The following is a 16,152-nucleotide window of genomic DNA, read 5'->3' on the forward strand; positions in this document are numbered from 1 at the left end:
CGGTGTCGCTCAACGGACACGTTCCACAAAAGGACCCCACCATGCCCCTCTCCCGCCTGGCCGCGCTTGCGGCCGCCATTACCCTCACCTTGGGCCATGCCGGTGCCCAGGCCGATGACCAGCTGCAAGCCAAGGTAGACCGTATCATCCGCCCACTGATGCAGGCGCAAGGCATCAGCGGCATGGCCGTGGCCATCTACGCCCGCGACCACGCGCACTACTTCAGCTACGGCGTGGCCAGCAAGGCCGACAACGTGCCGGTGAGCCGTGACACGCTGTTCGAGATCGGTTCGCTGAGCAAGACCTACACCGCCACCCTGGCTGCACTGGCCAGTGCCGAGGGCCAGCTGGACCTCACCGCGCCGGCCAAGCGCTACCACCCGGCGCTGGCCGGCACGCCCATCGGCGACGCCACGGTGCTGGAACTGGGCGCCTACAGTGCCGACTGCCTGCCCTTGCAGTTCCCGGATGCGGTGCAAACCCCGCAGCAGGTCGTCGATTTCTTCCGACACTGGCAGCCCCACGCCAAGCCCGGTACGCAACGCTGCTATTCCAATCCTAGCCTTGGCTTGTTTGGTGACCTTGCCGCCCGCGCGCAGCACCAGCCGTTTGCCACACTGATGACCGAAAGCCTGCTGCCGAAAATGGGCCTGAAGAACACCTACCTGCACATCCCGGCCAGCGCCCGGGGCCTTTATGCCCAAGGGTACGATGCCGCCGAAAAACCGGTGCGCGTCGGCCCCGGCCCGTACGCCGACGAAGCCTACGGCATCAAGACCAGTGCCAGCGACTTGCTGCGTTACGTGCGCCTGCAGATGCAGCCTGAAGGCTTGCCACCGGCACTGGTGAAAGCCATCGACATCACCCAGCAAGGCTATTTCCAGGTCGGCGCCATGACGCAGGGCCTGGGCTGGGAACGCTACCCCTATCCGGCAACCCTGGCCACGCTGGTCGATGGCAACAGCCCGCAGCTGATCCGTGAACCCCAGGCAACCACACGCTTGCAACCGGCCCTGCCCGCCCAGCCGGCCGCCTGGTACAACAAGACCGGTTCAACCAACGGTTTTGGTGCCTACACCGCGTTCGTGCCTTCCGAACAGCTGGCTATCGTGTTGCTGGCCAACCGAAACTACCCGAACGAAGCGCGGGTGCGCGCCGCCTTCGAGATACTGTCCGGCCTGTAGTACGAGCAGCGATTGTCGAACAAAACGACAGAAATGTAGTGCCAAAAAATATTCACTACAAAATGGTTGACGCCGTTCATCGCCCTTGTGCATGATGAAGCCGTCTCCCCGATCGGGAGCGGTGGCAAGGGTGTTCCAGACGGCCTGCGCGGTAACGCAGGCCGTCCGTGGAGAGGGAAACTGTCCAAAAGGCAGCGTGAGAAAGCCCCTGTTGCGATGCTGCTGTAGCAGCCTTGGTAGTGCGCTACACCGTGGTAGCGCCAACTGTGAAAATCACCTACGAATGGGTAATGGGGGCTTTATGATGAACTTGAACAACAATCCGACTATCGACCAATTGGCCCAGCTGTTCGCCGTGCGCAAAGACAGCCTTGACGACCACCTGCTGTGGGTCAGCCAAACCGGTGAAGTGCGCCTCGACCGCCTGCCACCGAACACCGTTGAAGATGAATTTGAAGAGCACCTGCCCAGCATGCGTGCACGCTTCAAGGTCTACCGCCGTGGCCAGGGCTACGTCGGCAAGAAGGCCGCCGCCGACACCGAGTTCGTTGGCCGCGTGCTGCAGACCCTGCAACAAGAATGGCCCGCTGCCCGTGAGCAGCAGGCAGTCAAGGTGATCGAACCGCTCAATTGAGGGTTCCCGCCTTTACCTGAGCCCGGCCCACTTTGGCCGGGCTTTTTCATGCCTGGCGCCGCTGGCTGCCGGTTTCTGGCAAGGGCAAGGCACCGGTTGCCATCGCCCGGGCGCGGTCGACACCCCATACCAGGGCGCGGGTCATGGTCTCGCCCGGCCGTGTCGGGTAGTACTCCTCCAGCAGTGCGCGCCCATCTCCAGCGTACAACCCCAAAAACAGCTGGGTGGCCCCCAGGCGTGACAGGCGCACCTGCACATCCAGCGTGGTGCCGTCACTGAGGGCTTCATCGTGGCTGCGGCTGTGCAGTTGGGCGTCGGCCCACTGCCAATAGGTCTGTTCCCTGACTCGCATGAGCATTCAATCCTCCGTTACTGGAATGCCCCGCCAGAAAACCACAACCTCGGCCAGCCGGCGAGTGCTACCCGGCAATGCCATGAGGCGGATCAACAAAGCGCAATAAAAACCCCGCCATTCAGCGGGGTCATGTACTGGGGCGGGATCACTTCTTCAGCGGAACCCGCGGCATGAAGCGGCCTTTTTTGCTGCGCTGCAGGTGTGCAGGCTGGAGCTGTTCGGAATCATCCAGCGTCATGTGGGCGAAGCCCAGGCGAAAGGCCGCCTGGCCGCAACGCACCTGACTGTTGATCGGGAACGCGTCATTCAGGTCTTCGAAAAAGGATTCGCTCATGCCCTGTCTCCCTCCAGTGGCGGTCGCGTCGGCAACCAGAAGAGCTGCCCAGGAAACGCGGCCTGTGAAAATGAGACTAGCTGGTCATTTGCGGACCGCCCGGACAAGATTCCGGCAGCCGACCAGTGGCAACCCGCTCTACTTCAAGCGCACTGCCGTACCGGTGGCAAATACCACGACCATACCGCCCTGTACCGACGGCATACTGATCTCGAAATCCACACCCACTACCGCATCGGCTTGCAACTGGCGTGCCCGAGCCTTGAGCTCTTCGGTAGCCTGCTCGCGCGCCTCGCGCAGCGCGCTCTCCAGGGTTTGCGAACGGCCGCCGAACACATCACGAAAGCGTGCAAAGAAATCGCGCACGAAGTTGATGCCCTGCACCGATTCGGAGCTGACCACGCCCAGGTATTCGGCAATCGGGCGGCCTTCGAGCTGGCTGGTGGTGGAAATGATCATGGGTGCGCTCCGCTGGCCTGGCAAAAGAGGCCGATTCTAACAGAGCGCAGTCCGGCAGATGGGGCCGCTTTACGCGTTGGCCGCGCGCAAGCGCTGGCCAAGCCGCGCGCCAAACACGTTCACCAGCAACCCGGCCATGACCAGCAATGCCCCCCAGCCTTGGGTTGCGGTCAGCCGTTCGCCCAGCAGCAATGCCGACGAACTCAGGCCGATCACCGGCACCAGCAGCGAAAAAGGTGCCACCTTGCCAGCCGGGTGGCGTGACAACAGCTTGCTCCACAAGCTGTAGCCAAGCATGGTGGCGACAAAGGCCAGGTACGCCAACGCCAGCACCGAGCTCCAGCTGATGTTGGCCAGCGCATGGCCAATACGCTCAGGCCCTTCCAGCCACCAGGACAACGCCAGGAACGGCAACGGCGGGATCAGGCCGCCCCAGATCACCAGTGCCACCAGGTCAACCGAACCAAACCGCCGGGTGATGATGTTACCCAGGCCCCACATGGCACCGCCGCACAGGGTCAGCACCAGCGCCAGCATGGGCACATGGCCGCCGTCTTCGCTGCCGATCAATGCCAGGCCGCTGGCCGCCACCAGCAGCCCCAGCACGCTGGCCAAGCGCAGCCGCTCACCCAGGAACAACGCCGCGAAACCGAGGGTGAAGAACGCTTGCGACTGCAAAATCAACGAGGCCAGCCCTGGCGGCATGCCGCTGTACATGGCCTGGAACAGAAAGGCGAACTGGCCCAGCGAAATGGTGGCCCCGTAGGCGATCAGCCAGCGCCACGGCAGTTTGGGCCGCCTGACCAGCAAGATGGCCGGAAACGCCACCAACAAGAAGCGCAATGCCCCCAGCAACATCGGCGGCAAGCCATCGAGGCCAACCTTGATGACCACGAAGTTGACTCCCCAGGCGACAATCACCACCAGGGCGATGAGCAGGTCCTTGAGCGGCATTGCGGGTTCCTTCTTCAGGCTTTTCTAGACATATTTCGTTACAGCATAAGGCTATTCCTTCCGCTGCGACCAGCACAGTTGTGGCCAAGGGTTGCGCAACAGTGACTGTTACTGCATCCGTTCAATCCCGAAAGCCAGGCCCGGTCTTTTCCAGCATCCGCAACAGCGCCGCCCATGCCAATTGCAGTGCATCCGGGTCCGCCAGCTCCCCTGCCCGGCTGCATCAGGATCAGTTCGGCGGCAGGCCCAGGCGTTTCCAGTCAAGGCGCTCGTTTGTGAGGTCACGCCCCGCCGTGAGGGTGAACAAAACCTGGTGACTTATCAGTAAATAAAAACGTTGATTTTTTACTGCTACTACACTTTCATAAACAAAACAAGAACAACACCGCACCGGAGCCGCCTGTATGCAGACCGCCTTCCCTCACCTGTTCGAACCCTTGCAGATCCGCGGCAAGCGCCTGAAGAACCGCATCATGTCCACCGGCCACGACACCTGCCTGCCTACCGACAATCGGGTGAATGACAAACTGATCGCCTACCAGGGCGACCGCGCCGCCGGGGGCGTCGGCCTGATCGTGCTGCAAGTTGCCGGGGTGCATGACAGCGCCCGCTACACCTCGCATGTGCTGATGGCCACCGACGATGCCTGCATCGACGGCTACCGCCAGCTGGCCGAAGCCTGCCATGCGCACGGTACCGTGGTGCTCTCGCAGCTGTTTCACCCCGGGCGGGAGATCATGGAGTCGGCAGACGGCCTGTTGGCGGTGGCGTACTCGGCGTCTTCGGTGCCCAACGAACGCTTCCGCGTCATGCCGCGCGCGCTGGACCAGGCGATGATCGATGAAATCGTCCAGGGCTACGCCAGCGCCGCCCGCCGCCTGCACCAGGCCGGGCTGGATGGTGTCGAGGTGGTGGCCAGCCATGGCTATCTGCCCGCGCAGTTCCTCAACCCACGGGTGAACATGCGCAGCGACGGCTACAACGGCGAACTGGAACAACGCCTGAGGTTCCTGCGTGAAGTGCTGGCCGCCGTGCGCGCCGCCACCGATGAGCAGTTCATCATCGGCCTGCGCATCAGCGCCGACGAACGTGACAGCCAGGGCCTGAGCGAGGACGAGTCACTGGCCGCCGCAGTTGCCTTGCAGGGCCAACTCGACTACCTGCACATCGTCGCCGGCACCTCAGCGTCACTGGGTGGCGCCGTGCATATCGTGCCGCCCATGGCCATCGAGCCCGCCTACCTGGCCCGCGAGGCCGCTACCTTCAAGCAACAGCTGGCTATCCCGCTGTTCGTGACCGGGCGCATCAACCAGCCCCAGGAAGCCGAACTGATTCTGGCCCGCGGCCAGGCCGATGTCTGCGGCATGACCCGTGCCTTGATCTGCGACCCGTTGATGCCGAACAAGACCGAACGCGGCCAGGTCGAAGATGTACGCGCCTGCATCGCCTGCAACCAGGCGTGCATCGGCCACTTCCACCGTGGCCTGGCCATCTCCTGCATCCAGCGCCCCGAAACCGGTCGAGAACTGCAGTACGGGCAACTGACGTCCACGGCCACACCCAAGCGCATCCTTGTGGCCGGCGGCGGGCCAGCTGGCATGAAGGCCGCCGCCGTGGCCGCTGCCCGAGGGCACCAGGTAACACTGTACGAGGCTGGCCCCCAGCTCGGCGGCCAGGTGCTGCTGGCCCAGTTGCTACCGCGCCGCGCCGAGTTCGGCGGGGCCAGCACCAACCTGCAGCGGGAAATGGCCCTGGCCGGCGTGGAAGTCGTGCGCAACACCCGGGTCGACCGCGCCTTGGTCGAGCGCGAGCGCCCCGACCTGGTCATTGCCGCCACCGGTGCCACTCCTTACTGGCCAGCGTTCGAACGCACCGGCGACTTGCAGGTGGTGGACGCCTGGCAGGTGCTGCGCAATGAAGTGAAGCCGGGGCGCTCGGTGCTGGTCATCGACTGGCGCTGCGACTGGATCGGCCCGGGCATCGCCGAACGCCTGGTGCGCGAGGGGCATCACGTGCAGCTGGCGGTTAACGGTACCCATTGTGGCGAAAGCCTGCCGTTGTACGTGCGTGATCAACTGGCCGGCGAGTTGCATCGCCTGGGCATCCCCATCACCCCTTACGCGCGCCTGTATGGCAGCGACGACAACACGGTGTACCTGCAGCACACCGCCAGTGGCGAGCCGATGATCTTCGAGGGTATCGACACCCTGGTGCTGTGCCTGGGTCATCAGCCTGAAGACAGGCTGGCCAGCGAGCTGGCCGGCCTGGTGGAAGTGCGGCGCGTTGGCGACTGCCTGGCGCCGCGCACCGCCGAAGAAGCGATTCACGACGGCCTGACGGTTGCCTGGTCGCTCTGAGGCTGTACATACTGCGGCTTTTACGATGGACCGACGTGCATGAGCCAACTTCCCCAGCCCCCCGCCAGTGAAACCGGGGGCGCCGCGCCGCAGTTCCTGGGCACCCGCATCCGCGGCCTGCGCAAGCGCCGTGGCATGACCCTGGCGGAGTTGGCTGCACACAGTGAACTGACTGCCGGTTATATCAGCCAGCTGGAGCGCAACCTTTCCTATCCGTCGATCCCTGCGTTGTTCAACATCGCCCGCAGCCTGGGCGTGACCATCCAGTGGTTCTTTGCCAGCGAAGCCACCACCGCCCCCGAAGACCAAGGTTACGTGGTGCGACGCAACAGCCGCCTGAGCGTGCATTACGAAGATGGCATTGTCGATCAGTTGCTCACCCCCCAACCCAACCGCCAGCTGGAAATCCTGCACTCACGCTTCCCCCCGGGCACCTACAGCCAGCAAAGCTACAGCCATGAGGGTGAAGAAGCCGGCTACCTCCTCAGCGGCAGCTTCGAGCTTTGGGTGGGCGAGCGGCATTTCCAGCTGGGTGAAGGCGACAGTTTCAGCTTTTCCAGCCAGGAACCCCATCGCTATGGCAACCCCGGCGAAGTGGATGCCGTGGTGATCTGGGTGATCACGCCGCCAACCTTTTGAAGCACTCCCGCAGGCCTTGGTAACACTGCTGACCCTCGATAGGGTCTACCTTGTCAACCGAACTCACGAGGAGCCAACAACATGAAGCAGATCCTGATCATCGGCGCCGGCTTTGCCGGCCTGTGGAGTGCCCTCAGCGCCGTCCGCCAGCTTGCCCTCAACGGCAACAAAGGCGTCGAAGTCACCTTGCTCGCGCCCCAGGCCGAGCTGCATATACGCCCGCGCTTCTACGAGCCCGATGTGCACACCATGGCCGCGCCACTGCAGGCGCTGTTCGATGCCGTCAACGTCCGCTTCGTGCAAGGCACGGCCTTCCATATTGATGAACAGGCCCGCCGGGTCAGCTACCGCACCCGCAGTGGCACCCAGTGCGCCCTGCCCTACGACCGCCTGATCATGGCCTGCGGCAGTGTGCTCAACCGGCCTGACATGGCCGGCATCGAGCACGTCTTCGATGTCGACAAGATCGACAGCGCCGCACGCCTGGAAGCCCACCTCAAGTCCCTGGCCAGCTTGCCCGACACACCGGCACGCAACACCGTGGTAGTGGCCGGTGGCGGCTTTACCGGCATCGAGACGGCAACCGAACTGCCAGCACGGCTGCGCAAAATCCTGGGTGAAGACGCCGCGTTACGCGTGATAGTGGTCGACCGCGGCGCAAAAATCGGTGCCGCCTTGGGCGACGGCATTCGGCCGGCCATCGAACAGGCCTGCGAGGCATTGGGCGTGGACTGGATCTGCGGTGCCACGGTGGCTTCGGTAGACCCTGCCGGCGTGCTACTGGACAACGGCCAGCGCATCGATGCCAGTACGGTGATCTGGACAGTAGGTTTCAAGGCCAACCCGCTCACCGAACAGATCACCGGCGAGCGCGACCGCCAGGGCCGATTGCATGTGGATGGCAACCTCAAGGTCAAGGGCAATGATGCGGTGTATGCAGCCGGCGATGTGGCGTATGCCGCCTGCGACGAGCTTGGCAACTACGCGGTGATGTCCTGCCAGCACGCGATTCCACTGGGGCGCTATGCGGGCAACAATGCGGCGGCCGAGCTGATTGGCGTGGCGCCGATGACGTACAGCCAGCCCAAGTACGTAACCTGCCTGGACCTGGGCGCCTGGGGCGCGGTGTATACCGAAGGGTGGGCGCGCGCGGTGGCGCCGCCGGAGGACAAGGCCGAGGCCAAGGTGTTGAAATCGCAGATCAACACCGTATGGATCTACCCGCCAGCGGCAGATCGTACAGCCGCTTTGGCGGCGGCTGATCCGAGTATTCCGGTGGCCTGACACGGCTTACCCGCAATGGGGCCGTGACGGGCCCCATCCTTGCCATCAGGCAGCTGCAAACAGCTCGTTGGCAATCTGAGCCTGGGCAGCATCAATCGCCTGGCTACGGTGTTCCGGGCCATAGGCCAGGCCATGGGCGCGGACGATTTCCAGGTCGGTGACGCCGATGAAGCCCAGGAACACTTTCAGGAAGTCCTCATGCCCGGCGCCTGTCGGCTGGCCAGCGTGCAGGCCACCAGCGGTGGAAACCAGCACCACCTTCTTGTCGCCGCACAGGCCTTCCGGGCCCGCTTCGGTGTAGCGGAACGTTTTGCCGGCAACGGCCACGCGGTCGATCCAGGCCTTGAGTTGGGTCGGTACTGTGAAGTTGTACATCGGCGCGCCAATGACTACAGCATCAGCAGCCAGGAATTCTTCCAGGGTTTCAGCACTGAGCTTGGCTTCAAAAGCCTGGGCAGCATCCCGCATGTCTTCAGGGGTACCGGCAGCTACCAAGGTGGCGGCGGAAAAGTGGGCGATGGCGTCAGCGGCCAGGTCACGGTAAACCACTTCCACGCTTGGATCGGCGGCTTTCCAGGCCTCGACCACTTCGCGGCTTAGCTGGCGGGAGGCGGAATTGTCGCCCAAGATGCTCGAATCGATGTGCAGCAGTTTCATGGGACTCTCCTGTGATTGAAGACCGCGCCAGTGGGCGATCACGATTGGGGAGAATCCTACCGGGGTGCGCAATGGCTGATAAGGAGGCAAAAATGCGTTAGTTTGTCCCACAGGTGGAACAGTGAGACATGCCCATGCAAGACCTTAACGACCTCTTTTACTTCGCGCGTGTCGTCGAAGCCGGTGGATTCGCCGCAGCCGGGCGCCAGCTGGGTATCCCCAAGTCGCGCCTGTCGCGGCGTATCGCCGAGCTGGAAGAGCGCCTTGGCACGCGCCTGTTGCAACGCACCACGCGGCAGCTCAAGCTCACCGCAGTAGGTGAACGCTACCTGCATCATTGCCAAGCGATGCTGCTGGAAGCCGAAGCTGCCGATGAAGCCGTAGCCAGCATGAGCAGTGAACCGCGCGGGCGCTTGCGGGTGTCTTGCCCGGTGGCGCTGGCACACGCGTTCCTGCCAGATGTGATCAGCCGTTTTCTTGAGCAGTACCCGCTGGTGCAACTGGACATGGTGCTGCTCAACCGCCGGGTCGACCTGATTTCCGAAGGCATCGACGTGGCGCTGCGCGTGCGCGACCTGGGCGATGAAGACCCGGCGCTGGTCACCCGTCGCCTTCGCCAGGCGCAAATGCAACTGGTGGCTGCACCCGGGTTCGCCGATCACATTCGCGAACCTGCAGAGTTGGCGTCGTTGCCCGTACTGGGGGCCGCCGAAGCCGACCGCTTGGTACACTTCCGCTTGTTCGGTCCCCAGGGCAAGCAGCAGGAAATTGCTTTGGAGCCACGCCTGGCCATTGATGATTTCGTAGTACGTAATGCTGCTGTACGGGCCGGACTAGGGTTCACTGCGCTGCCCAGCATGTTCTGCGAAGAAGAACTGGAACGCGGCGAGTTGGTGCGCCTGCTGCCAGAGTGGTCATTGCCGGGCGGCTATCTGCAGGCTGTGTATCCGCACCGGCGTGGTTTGCTGCCGGCTGTGCGGGTGTGGATCGATCACCTGGCAGCGTCATTCGAAGCTTGTGGAGAGCGGTATGTCTGAAAGGAAGATGAGCGAAACCCAGGTGGCGGCGTTTTGCCTGAGCCTGCCGGGTGCGCGAGAAGACTACAAATGGGGTGGCATTCGGGTGTTTTCAGTGGCGGGCAACAAGATGTTCGCCGTGCTCGACCTGGCTGGCGCGGGGTTGTCGTTCAAGGTGGCCGATGAGCTGTTTCTCGGCTATTGCGACCGCCCTGGGGTGCGGCCTGCGCCGTATCTGGCGCGGGCGAAATGGATCAGCTTGGCGCTGCCCTACCCCATGGGGCGAGATGAGCTGTGCGATGTGTTGCAGCGCTCGCACCAGCTGGTGGTCCGGCGCTTGCCGAAGCGATTGCAGGTGGGGTTGGTGATGTAGTTATCCTGTACCGGCCTCTTCGCGGGCACAGGCAACAATCAATTGAAGGGCAGATAACGCCCCTCAAAAAACAGCCAGTCCGCCCAGAACACCTGGTGCACCAGCACAATCCCCCAGCACACCAGCTGGTACGAAACCTTGCGGGTCTTGTGCCGGAACACCTGCTGCGCCACCAGCGCACCCGGCCAGCCACCCAACAGCTCACTGGCATGCAGCACTTTCTCGGGCGTACGCCAGGCCTGGGTACGCGCCTGTTGCTTATCCTGCCAATACAGCAACAGGCTGATCAGGCTCATGGCCGGGTACAGCGCCAGCGGCCACCAGGCCTGGTCGTTCCAGGCCATGCGCGCAGCGCCCAGCCCGGGCAACAGGCACAACACCCCCAACAGCAGCAGCTTCAGGCGCACATTGCGTACGCCCTCCGCCCGTTGCCCGCGCAACACCTCAGCCATGAGCTTTCGACCAGTCAACCCAGCCGAACTGCCAGGTCGCCAGAATCAGCAGGCCGAACACAATCCGATACCAGGCAAACGCCGCGTAGCTGTGGTTGGCAATGAACTTGAGCAACGCGCGCACGGCGATCATGGCGAAGATGAACGACGTCACGAAGCCAATCGCAAACACCGGCAAGTCACTGGGCTGGAACAGGTCACGGTACTTGTAACCCGAGTACACCGCCGCACCGACCATGGTCGGCATCGCCAGAAAGAACGAAAATTCGGTCGCGGCCTTGCGCGACAAGCCAAACAGCAGGCCGCCAATGATGGTCGAGCCCGAGCGGGAAGTGCCCGGAATCATTGCCAGGCACTGGATGAAGCCGATCTTCAGCGCATGGCTCCAGCGCATGTCGTCCACATGATCCACCTGCACGCGGTGCTCGCGGCGCTCGGCCCAGAGCATGATGACGCCACCCACCACCAATGCCGCCGCCACGGTGATCGGGTTGAACAGGTACTCGTGGATCAGGTCGGCGAACAGCACGCCCAGCACGACCGCCGGCATGAACGCCAACAGCAGGTTGCCGGTGAAACGCCGCGCCTTGGGCTGGCTGGCCAGGCCAAACACCACTTCGAAAATTTTGCCACGAAACTCCCACACCACCGCCAGGATCGCTGCCAGCTGAATGATGATGTTGAATGCCATGGCCCGCTCACCGCCAAAACCTATCAGGTCGGCGACGATGATCTGGTGCCCGGTACTGGAGATCGGCAGAAACTCTGTCAGCCCTTCGACCACGCCTAAGATGATTGCCTGAAAGGCAGTCCAAAAATCCATCATTCCCCCGGATGGAGCGCCGCTTGCTGCGGGCCCCTTGTTCTTGATTTGCTTGAGTTTGCCGCACGCGGCCCGGCTGTTTTACAGCGACTGTTGGGCGCAACGCCAGTAGAAAAGTTCACGCCCGGTAAAGGTTTCATCTTGCGCGGCCGAAATCCTAGCAGAGCGCCTTTGCAATCGCTTTACGCGACCTGCTGCAGACTATTTCAAAGATAGCACTTAGCCATTAGTCGGGTGGGGACCTGTCGCAAAGCATGCTTGGATGCACCTCAATAAAAAGAACAATGCGGGAGCTCCTGGATGAACACGTTGAGATCGATGTCGATCAGCCGGCGCCTGTGGCTGATCCTTGTGGTGGCGGTGGCCATGCTGGTGGTGCTGGGCCTGCTCATGCTGCGCCAGATCCACGGTGACCTTTACCAGGCCAAAGCGGAAAAAACCCGCCATGTGGTGCAGACCGCCGCTGGCGTGCTGGCCTATTACCAAGGGCTGGAGGCGGCCGGTACGCTGAGCCGCGAAGCCGCCCAGCAACAGGCACTGCAGGTGGTACGTGCGTTGCGCTACGACCACGATGACTACTTCTGGATCAACGACCTGGGGCCAAAGATGATCATGCATCCGGCCAACCCCAAGCTTGATGGCCAGGACCTTTCTGCCATTCGCGACCCCGACGGCTTTGCCGTGTTCAACGAAATGGTCGCCTTGGCCCGCCAGCAGGATGCAGGGCCGGTCAACTACCGCTGGCCCAAACCCGGTGCCAGCGAGCCGGTGGCCAAGACTTCCTATATACAGCTGTTCAAACCCTGGGGCTGGATCATCGGTTCGGGCGTGTACGTCGATGACGTGCAGGCCGAATTCGCCCGCCAGTTGCGCGATGCCTCGCTGGTGGGTGTGGGCATTGCCTTGCTGATGGCACTGGTGGTCCTGCTGATTGCGCGCAGCATTGCCCGCCCCTTGCAGGAGGCTGTGCAGGCCATGGGCAACATCGCCAGCGGCGAAAGCGACCTGACGCGGCGCCTGGACACCCACGGCCGTGACGAAATCACCCACCTGGGCGAGCACTTCAACCGTTTCAACGGCAAGCTGCAGGGTGTGGTCGGCCAGCTGCAAGGGGCGGCCCACGCGCTGGCCCAGTCCGCCGGGCAAGTGGGTGACAATGCGGGTGCCGCGCAGCAGCACAGCGCCCAACAATCGTTACAGATGGATCAGGTAGCCACCGCCGTGAACGAGGTGACCTACGCCGTGCAGGACGTGGCCAAGACCGCCGAACAGGCCTCCGGGGAAATGCGCACCGCACAGCAGCAGGTAACCCATGGCCAGCAAGCGATTCATGGCAGCCTGGCGCAGATCGACCGGTTGTCGCTGACCATCGACCAGGCCGTGCAGGTGATTCGCGACCTGGCCGGCCACAGCACGCGCATCGGCGGGGTGCTCGATGTCATCCGCTCCATCGCCGAGCAGACCAACCTGCTGGCGCTGAATGCGGCCATCGAAGCGGCACGGGCCGGGGAACAAGGCCGTGGCTTTGCCGTGGTCGCCGACGAGGTTCGCCTGCTGGCCCAGCGCACCGCGCAGTCGACGGCCGAGATCCATACCATGATCGAGCACCTGCAAAGCCAGTCGGACGCAGCGGTCAAAGCCATCGACACCAGCAGCGAAGCCTCGCGCCAAACCGTCGAGCAGGCCCGCGAAGCCGGCGCCAGCCTGGACGCCATCAACCAGGCACTGACCAACCTGACCGCGCTGAATGCCTCTATTGCCAGTGCCACCTTGCAGCAGTCGCATGTGGTCGAGGAAATCAACCGCAATGTGCTGGATACCGCCGGGCTATCCCAGCAGACGGCCGATGCGGCACGCCAGTCCAGCGATGCTGGGGTGGCATTGGGGCAGTTGAGCGAAGAGCTGGAACAGTTGCTGCGGCAGTTCCGGGTGTAACGCAAAGACCTAAAACTGTGAGCGCACCACCGACCTTGTGAGAGCGGGTTCACCCGCGAAGAATGCAACCCGGTGCATGGCACCGGCTTTGCCGGTGTTCGCGGGTGAACCCGCTCCCACAAAGATCTCACAGCCTTCAGGCCTGCGCCCTACACCTTCCCTGGCCGACCCGCTACAATCGCGGCCCTCTCCCGCAGTCTCCAAGGATCGCCGATGTCCGGCCTTGAACTCATCGCCGCCGTCCTCGGCGTCACCGCTGTCTGGCTCACGGTCAAACAAAACGCCTGGTGCTGGCCGATCGGCCTGGTCATGGTGCTGATCTATGGCTGGCTGTTCTACGAGGTAAAGCTGTATTCGGGCATGCTGCTGCAACTGGCCTACGCCGTCCTGCAACTGTACGGCTGGTGGCAATGGAAACGCCCCGGCCGCACCGAAGACGCCCGCCAGGTATCGCGCCTGCAAGGCCCAGCGTTATGTGCCGGCCTGGCTGCCGGAGTACTCCTGAGCGCAGCCCTGGGCACAGCCATGGCCAACTGGACCGATGCCGCCCTGCCCTGGCTCGACGCCACCCTGACCGGCTTCAGTCTGGTGGCGCAACTGTGGATGGCCCAGAAGCGCCTGCAATGCTGGCCGCTGTGGGTGGCAGTAGACATCGTCTATGTAGGCCTGTACCTGCACCAGCAGCTGTACTTCACGGCGGGCTTCTTTGCCGTGCTCACCCTGATTGCCGTGCGCGGCTGGCTGGAATGGCGCCGCGACCCGGCGTTGGCGCAACCATGAGCACACAACACGCCATGAAGGTCCTGGTGCTGTGCGGCCCCGAATCCAGCGGCAAGAGCTGGCTCAGCGGTGTGATCCAGGCGCATTTCGGCGGTGTGGTGGTGGCCGAGTACGTGCGCCACTTCATCGACCAGGAGTGCCGCGATACCTGCTATGCCGATATCCCTGCCATCGCCCACGGCCAGCTGGCCTGGGAGGACCGGGCGCGCGAACAGGCGCCACCGCTGCTGATCCTCGACACCCACCTGCTCAGCAACATGCTCTGGAGCCGCGCCTTGTTCGATGACTGCCCGGCCTGGCTGGAACAAGCCTTGCTTGAACGGCACTACGACCTGCACCTGTTGCTGAGCCCACAGGGGGTGGACTGGGTTGCCGATGGACAGCGCAACCAACCCGACATCAACGACCGCCAGCGCTTTTTCGACGACAGCCTTGCCTGGCTGCAACAGCATAATCAGGCGCACCAGATACTTGAGGGCAATTGGCCGCAGCGCCAGTTGCTGGCCTTGCAAGCCGTTGCTACGCTGCTTGATAGCGATGCGCCATCCTGCCCGACCGAGTGTTAACCCACTGACACACTCAAGTGGGGCAAAGCCCCCGAAATTGCGGGGCTTTCCCCCGTTTCGGGGGCAGTGTCAACCCCATGAAACACCCCTGCAAAAACCCTTCCAATCAAGGCCACAGCTGGCTTGGCCCGCAACGCTCACGGCTGGCTGTTTCACCGCTGAGACAGAATGCGCCGCAGTTTGTCAGCCTCTTGCCCTAACTATCTGATCTGAAAACGATTCTCAAAAGCGGCACACCATCTGCTCTGTCCTTTGCATCGCTGAACAAGGCCAGCGCTCAAAGAAGGAGTTGCCGTCGTGAGGAAGAGTGACAAACGCCTCTACCACTTGTTGTTGGCGGGTTGTGTACTGGGGGCATTGAGCCTCACGGCCCACGCAGACAAAGGAATCATCATCATCAAGCGCGACGTGCAGGTGCGCAACGCGACGATCCCGCCCTTGATCCCTGACCCGAGCCCGACCACTGTCAACGCCAACCCTTCTGCCCACGTGCTCAAGCAAACCAATGAACTGAGCGATGGCGATTTCGCCAGCATCAGCAGTGGCGCCGGCATCAGCAACATGATTACCCAGCAGACCAACAACCTGGGGGGCAACCTCGGCAACCAGAACCAGTTGCCCAACCTGTCAGGCGGCCGTGGCACGGGGGGCGCGGGTAACGGCATCTCCAACATGGTCAACTCAAGTGTGCAACGCGGCCTCGCGCCGTTGCAGATCCTGACCGGCGGGGGCAAGTGACATGAAGCACATGCTGCTGATTCTGGCCACCCTGTGCAGTACGCCAGGCTTCGCCGACTCCCTGGTTCCCGTCATCAACAATGCCAACATCGACAGCTCGGGCAGCCGCTATCAGGGCAACCTCTCCGTCAACCAGGCCGCTGGCGACAAACAGCAACAGGCCAATGCGCGGGCCATCGCCGTCGGGCCCGAAGCGAATGCCAGCACGCAGATCCGGCAACGGCTGAACACACCCGCCGACCCGACGATGGATGCCCGCTCGACCATTCAAGGCAACGCATTCAGCAACGGCAGCGGTGCGCTGGGCGTCAACCAGAGTGCCGGCGCCAATACCCAGCAAGCCAATGCCCTGAGCATAACCCTCAGTGCTCAACCGCAAAGCATCGACGACAGCGTCCTCATGCAACAGAACGTGGCGCTGCTCAACAACTCCGGTCCAACTGACACCCCAACAGGCCATCGCCAGGTCACCACCAGTGACCAGGCCTTCACCGGTAGCCGCGGGGTGATCCAGTTGAACCAGAGTGCCGGGGTGGGAAACCGAATGGCCAACACCTTGAGCATCCGGGTCGCGGATTGACCCTTTCAGTTAAGAACGACACTTAACCAACA

General features: G+C 63.0%; 18 protein-coding genes and 3 pseudogenes. 13 read left to right on the plus strand and 8 right to left on the minus strand.

Annotated features, from left to right (window positions below):
• Window positions 1-41 precede the first annotated feature (41 nt).
• Together ampC and QQ992_RS14290 are read left to right on the plus strand one after the other, a co-directional pair.
• Window positions 42-1,184 (plus strand): class C beta-lactamase, encoded by a 1,143-nt coding sequence (gene ampC / locus QQ992_RS14285; protein WP_286110001.1) that lies wholly within the window; start codon window positions 42-44, stop codon window positions 1,182-1,184.
• Window positions 1,185-1,485: 301 nt separating this feature from the next.
• Window positions 1,486-1,818 (plus strand): hypothetical protein, encoded by a 333-nt coding sequence (locus tag QQ992_RS14290; RefSeq protein WP_003253895.1) that lies wholly within the window; start codon window positions 1,486-1,488, stop codon window positions 1,816-1,818.
• A 46-nt stretch (window positions 1,819-1,864) separates the two neighbouring features.
• On the opposite strand, the gene QQ992_RS14295 is transcribed toward QQ992_RS14290, so the two are convergent.
• From QQ992_RS14295 to QQ992_RS14315, 5 genes and pseudogenes are all read right to left on the minus strand, one after another.
• Entirely contained in the window at window positions 1,865-2,176 is a 312-nt protein-coding gene (locus QQ992_RS14295; protein ID WP_286110002.1) for a hypothetical protein, read from the minus strand.
• A 142-nt stretch (window positions 2,177-2,318) separates the two neighbouring features.
• On the minus strand, window positions 2,319-2,507 hold the full coding sequence (locus QQ992_RS14300; protein WP_003253897.1) for a hypothetical protein: 189 nt from the start codon (window positions 2,505-2,507) through the stop codon (window positions 2,319-2,321).
• Window positions 2,508-2,645: 138 nt separating this feature from the next.
• Window positions 2,646-2,966 carry a YbjQ family protein gene (locus tag QQ992_RS14305; protein ID WP_060498989.1) on the minus strand — a complete coding sequence of 107 codons (321 nt, stop codon included), beginning with the start codon at window positions 2,964-2,966 and terminating at the stop codon, window positions 2,646-2,648.
• Window positions 2,967-3,035: 69 nt separating this feature from the next.
• A complete protein-coding gene (locus tag QQ992_RS14310; RefSeq protein ID WP_019099052.1) occupies window positions 3,036-3,920 on the minus strand; it encodes an O-acetylserine/cysteine exporter in 885 nt (294 codons plus the stop codon).
• Window positions 3,921-4,041: 121 nt separating this feature from the next.
• Window positions 4,042-4,137: pseudogene (locus QQ992_RS14315) on the minus strand (class II aldolase/adducin family protein); the annotation flags it as partial.
• Window positions 4,138-4,324: 187 nt separating this feature from the next.
• Here QQ992_RS14315 and QQ992_RS14320 point away from each other — a divergent pair.
• The 3 genes from QQ992_RS14320 (at window position 4,325) to QQ992_RS14330 (ending at window position 8,200) form a co-directional block, all read left to right on the plus strand.
• Window positions 4,325-6,277 carry an oxidoreductase gene (locus QQ992_RS14320; protein WP_286110003.1) on the plus strand — a complete coding sequence of 651 codons (1,953 nt, stop codon included), beginning with the start codon at window positions 4,325-4,327 and terminating at the stop codon, window positions 6,275-6,277.
• Window positions 6,278-6,316: 39 nt separating this feature from the next.
• On the plus strand, window positions 6,317-6,916 hold the full coding sequence (locus QQ992_RS14325; RefSeq protein WP_286110004.1) for a helix-turn-helix domain-containing protein: 600 nt from the start codon (window positions 6,317-6,319) through the stop codon (window positions 6,914-6,916).
• Window positions 6,917-6,997: 81 nt separating this feature from the next.
• Window positions 6,998-8,200, plus strand: coding sequence for an NAD(P)/FAD-dependent oxidoreductase (locus QQ992_RS14330; protein WP_286110005.1), 1,203 nt, complete (start codon window positions 6,998-7,000; stop codon window positions 8,198-8,200).
• A 45-nt stretch (window positions 8,201-8,245) separates the two neighbouring features.
• Here QQ992_RS14330 and QQ992_RS14335 read toward each other — a convergent pair whose 3' ends face one another.
• Window positions 8,246-8,857 (minus strand): FMN-dependent NADH-azoreductase, encoded by a 612-nt coding sequence (locus tag QQ992_RS14335; RefSeq protein ID WP_019098581.1) that lies wholly within the window; start codon window positions 8,855-8,857, stop codon window positions 8,246-8,248.
• A gap of 134 nt (window positions 8,858-8,991) precedes the next feature.
• Between QQ992_RS14335 and QQ992_RS14340 the strand changes: the two genes are divergently transcribed.
• Complete coding sequence (locus QQ992_RS14340; protein ID WP_286113945.1) at window positions 8,992-9,894, plus strand: LysR substrate-binding domain-containing protein; 903 nt, start codon at window positions 8,992-8,994, stop codon at window positions 9,892-9,894.
• A complete protein-coding gene (locus QQ992_RS14345) occupies window positions 9,887-10,246 on the plus strand; it encodes an MmcQ/YjbR family DNA-binding protein (protein ID WP_286110006.1) in 360 nt (119 codons plus the stop codon). The genes QQ992_RS14340 and QQ992_RS14345 overlap by 8 nt, the downstream gene beginning before the upstream one ends.
• Window positions 10,247-10,284: 38 nt before the next feature.
• On the opposite strand, the gene QQ992_RS14350 is transcribed toward QQ992_RS14345, so the two are convergent.
• Window positions 10,285-10,698, minus strand: a complete 414-nt coding sequence (locus QQ992_RS14350) for a DUF1294 domain-containing protein (protein WP_286110007.1) — start codon at window positions 10,696-10,698, stop codon at window positions 10,285-10,287.
• Window positions 10,691-11,521, minus strand: coding sequence for an undecaprenyl-diphosphate phosphatase (locus QQ992_RS14355; protein ID WP_286110008.1), 831 nt, complete (start codon window positions 11,519-11,521; stop codon window positions 10,691-10,693). The genes QQ992_RS14350 and QQ992_RS14355 overlap by 8 nt, the downstream gene beginning before the upstream one ends.
• Window positions 11,522-11,911: 390 nt before the next feature.
• On the opposite strand from QQ992_RS14355, the pseudogene mcpP (QQ992_RS28130) reads away from it, so the two are divergent.
• The 6 genes and pseudogenes from mcpP (QQ992_RS28130) to fapB form a co-directional block, all read left to right on the plus strand.
• Window positions 11,912-12,535, plus strand: a pseudogene (mcpP, locus tag QQ992_RS28130) (methyl-accepting chemotaxis protein McpP); the annotation flags it as partial.
• A 411-nt stretch (window positions 12,536-12,946) separates the two neighbouring features.
• A pseudogene (mcpP, locus tag QQ992_RS28135) lies at window positions 12,947-13,456 on the plus strand (methyl-accepting chemotaxis protein McpP); the annotation flags it as partial.
• A 213-nt stretch (window positions 13,457-13,669) separates the two neighbouring features.
• Window positions 13,670-14,236 (plus strand): nicotinamide riboside transporter PnuC, encoded by a 567-nt coding sequence (gene pnuC, locus QQ992_RS14365; protein WP_119370173.1) that lies wholly within the window; start codon window positions 13,670-13,672, stop codon window positions 14,234-14,236.
• Window positions 14,233-14,802, plus strand: coding sequence for an AAA family ATPase (locus tag QQ992_RS14370; RefSeq protein ID WP_286110010.1), 570 nt, complete (start codon window positions 14,233-14,235; stop codon window positions 14,800-14,802). The genes pnuC and QQ992_RS14370 overlap by 4 nt, the downstream gene beginning before the upstream one ends.
• A 297-nt stretch (window positions 14,803-15,099) precedes the next feature.
• The gene (gene fapA, locus QQ992_RS14375; RefSeq protein ID WP_016714143.1) at window positions 15,100-15,540 is read left to right on the plus strand and encodes a functional amyloid chaperone FapA; all 441 of its coding nucleotides are present in this window, start codon (window positions 15,100-15,102) and stop codon (window positions 15,538-15,540) included.
• A gap of 1 nt (window position 15,541) precedes the next feature.
• Window positions 15,542-16,120 carry a fibril amyloid subunit FapB gene (gene fapB, locus QQ992_RS14380; RefSeq protein WP_016714144.1) on the plus strand — a complete coding sequence of 193 codons (579 nt, stop codon included), beginning with the start codon at window positions 15,542-15,544 and terminating at the stop codon, window positions 16,118-16,120.
• Window positions 16,121-16,152 lie beyond the last annotated feature (32 nt).

The organism is Pseudomonas kurunegalensis, from assembly GCF_030291635.1.
Lineage (GTDB): Bacteria > Pseudomonadota > Gammaproteobacteria > Pseudomonadales > Pseudomonadaceae > Aquipseudomonas > Aquipseudomonas monteilii.